Source organism: bacterium (assembly GCA_040755795.1).
GTDB lineage: Bacteria > UBA9089 > CG2-30-40-21 > CG2-30-40-21 > SBAY01 > JBFLXS01.
Map to the genome: position 1 here is coordinate 1 of JBFLXS010000469.1, position 2826 is coordinate 2826.

Below are 2826 nucleotides of genomic sequence, written 5' to 3' on the forward strand. Positions count from 1 at the left end.
CTCAACACGACACCAGGATTAATGTCTGAAGGGTGGAGCAAGAAAAAGTTTGAGCCATTTCTCCAATTCTCCCTTTTCCCCATTTCTCCTTGTTTACACTTCTAATGTATAGCCCTGAACGGTTACATCACTTTGAACGGATAGCAGGGTTAAAAGTAGAAAATTGGGTAAAAGATGGATTTATTTGATGAACAAAGACAAAAAATTAACCAACCGTTAGCGGTGCGGATGCGACCGAGAAATTTAGCTGAATTTGTCGGACAACAACATATCATAGGCGAAGGGAAATTACTCAGACGGGCAATTGAATCTGACCGCATAACCTCGATTATACTTTATGGACCACCTGGTTGTGGGAAAACAGCCCTGGCTCAAGTTATAGCCAATACGACTAATTCTTACTTTGAGAGATTAAATGCGGTTACTTCTGGTGTGGTTGAGGTCCGTCAATTTCTTCAACAAGCACAAGACCGCAAAAGATTTGAGGCAAAAAAGACCATCTTGCTCATCGAAGAAATTCACCGATTTAATAAGCCTCAACAAGATGCCCTATTACCAGATGTAGAAGAAGGGAATATTTCATTAATTGGCACCACAACACAAAATCCATTTTTTACGATTAGTTCACCAATTTTATCTCGAGCTCAGATTTTTCAACTTAATCCACTAAATTCACAAGAAATAGAAACGATTTTAATCAATAGCCTTAAAGATAAAGAAAGAGGATTAGGGAAGTATGAAGTAATAATGGATAAGAAAGCATTAGAGCACTTGATAAAAATTTCAGATGGAGATGCCAGACGGGCACTAAATGCCTTAGAAATTGGCGTGTTAACTACACCACCTAAAAACGGTAAGATTTATTTTACCTTGAAGGTATCTGAGGAGTCTATTCAACAAAAATCTGTTGTTTATGACCGGGATGGTGATGCACATTACGATACTATCTCAGCTTTTATTAAGAGTATGCGTGGTAGTGCCCCGGATGCGGCTTTGTATTGGTTAGCGAAGATGATTTATGCTGGAGAAGACCCACGATTTATTGGCCGGAGAATACTGATTTGTGCGGCTGAAGATGTGGGGAATGCCGACCCACAGGCATTGGTCGTGGCAACAGCCGCATTTCAAGCATTAGAATTTATTGGAATGCCAGAGGCTAAAATCCCTTTAGCCCAGGCGGTTACTTACATTGCCTCTGCCCCAAAAAGCAATGCCGCTTATCTTGGCATTGAGGCAGCAATGAAGGATGTAGCCACAGAAAAAACAAAGGAAGTCCCAAAACCCCTCCGTGATACACATTACAAAGGGGCGAAAAAATTAGGCTATGGCATAGATTATAAATATCCACATAACTTTAAAGACCACTTTGTTCAACAAAAGTATATCCCTGATAAAAATAAAACCTATTATCAACCTACAAATCAAGGATATGAGGCAAAGATTAAGGAAAGATTGGATAAATTGAGAGCGATGGAATAAATTATGTAGTCACAACTTAATTCATAGGAGATATAAAAATGGCTATTTTGAAGGTGTTCGGATAAAAAGGTTCAAGGAGCGAGGTTCAAGGATTAAGGTGAATGGAAAAGAGAAGGATGCTAATGGGGTTGGAAACAGCACTTGTGAAATCAAAGGGCAAGAGGTGAAGAGTAGGAGAAGACCCTGTTCCTTGCACCTTGAGCCTTGTTCCTTCTGTTTGGAAGGGCTAATAAAATCAACGCTCAATTTTATCCGAGAGCGTTCATTTTAGAAAAAGAGGTTAGTTTAGAGGTAAGCGTTCAGGTAACAGAATCAGTTTAAGCTTTAAGATGCACAACATCTGACGGCTTTGATCAGTTAAGTTTAAAATGTTATCAATGACCAATATCGAATGTAGAATGTAGAATTATTAAGTTTTGGTATTTTTCTGTTTAGCCGTTGTAACGCTCTTCAAGATCAAATATTCTATTTTCCTTCGGCATTTCTACTCCTTTACATTCTACATTCAATATTCTACATTCAATATTTTGTAAGCGTTCATATATTATACTTTCCTATATGATGGACAAAAAAATGATTAAAGTTGGCATTTTAACTATTAGCGATAAAGGGTTTCAAGGAGAACGAGAGGATAAAAGTGGGAAACTAATCGCTGAAATTGTCTCAAAATTAAACGCACAAGTGATTGAATATAAAATCATCCCGGATGAAAAGAAGGTAATTATTGATAATTTAAAAAAATTGATAGACGAATCAGGTTGTGAGGTTGTATTGACTACGGGTGGGACTGGATTATCCTCACGAGATGTAACTCCAGAGGCTACCAGCGAAGTGATTGAAAAAGAAGTGCCAGGTTTTGGTGAAATAATGCGGACGATAGGATTCAAATATAATCCTCACGCACTTCTATCAAGGGCTATTGCGGGCGTCCGAAAACAAAGCCTGATTATTAATTTACCCGGTAGCCCCAAAGGCGTTAAGGAGTGTTTGGAACTTATTTTACCCTCAATCCCGCATGGAATTGAGGTTTTAAAAGGGAAAGTAGAAGAATGTGGGAGGATTAGGTGAACAGTTGTTGGTAATCAGGTAGTTTGAGGATTAAATAAAGAGATTAGCCTCGTAGAGACGCTCTGTTTGTAGGATGTGGCTTTGTGTGAGAATATAGGGCTTTACGAAATTATAAAGTAAGTAATCGGTTAAATGGTAACTATACTTTAGAAAGGCATATTTTGTGATTTCCTGTTACTATCAACTCAGGTTATCGGTTATCAGGTTATCGGTAAAGAGCAAGCAGTAGCCTGCTATCTCAAATTACCGATTACTGATTACCTGATTACCGATTACTTT

2 protein-coding genes are annotated in these 2826 nt (G+C 38.3%); both read left to right on the plus strand.

The window, feature by feature from the left end:
* The first annotated feature begins 174 nt into the window (after nt 1–174).
* Nucleotides 175–1479 (plus strand): replication-associated recombination protein A, encoded by a 1305-nt coding sequence (locus AB1414_18460; GenBank protein ID MEW6609399.1) that lies wholly within the window; start codon nt 175–177, stop codon nt 1477–1479.
* 573 nt (nt 1480–2052) lie between these two features.
* Nucleotides 2053–2547 carry a molybdopterin adenylyltransferase gene (mog, locus tag AB1414_18465; protein ID MEW6609400.1) on the plus strand — a complete coding sequence of 165 codons (495 nt, stop codon included), beginning with the start codon at nt 2053–2055 and terminating at the stop codon, nt 2545–2547.
* The last annotated feature ends 279 nt before the right edge of the window (nt 2548–2826 follow it).

Excerpts from the sequence above, each read along its gene's own strand:
- mog (MEW6609400.1), top strand. The coding sequence starts at position 2,053 with ATGATTAAAGTTGGCATTTTAACTATTAGCGATAAAGGGTTTCAAGGA.
- AB1414_18460 (MEW6609399.1), top strand. The coding sequence starts at position 175 with ATGGATTTATTTGATGAACAAAGACAAAAAATTAACCAACCGTTAGCG.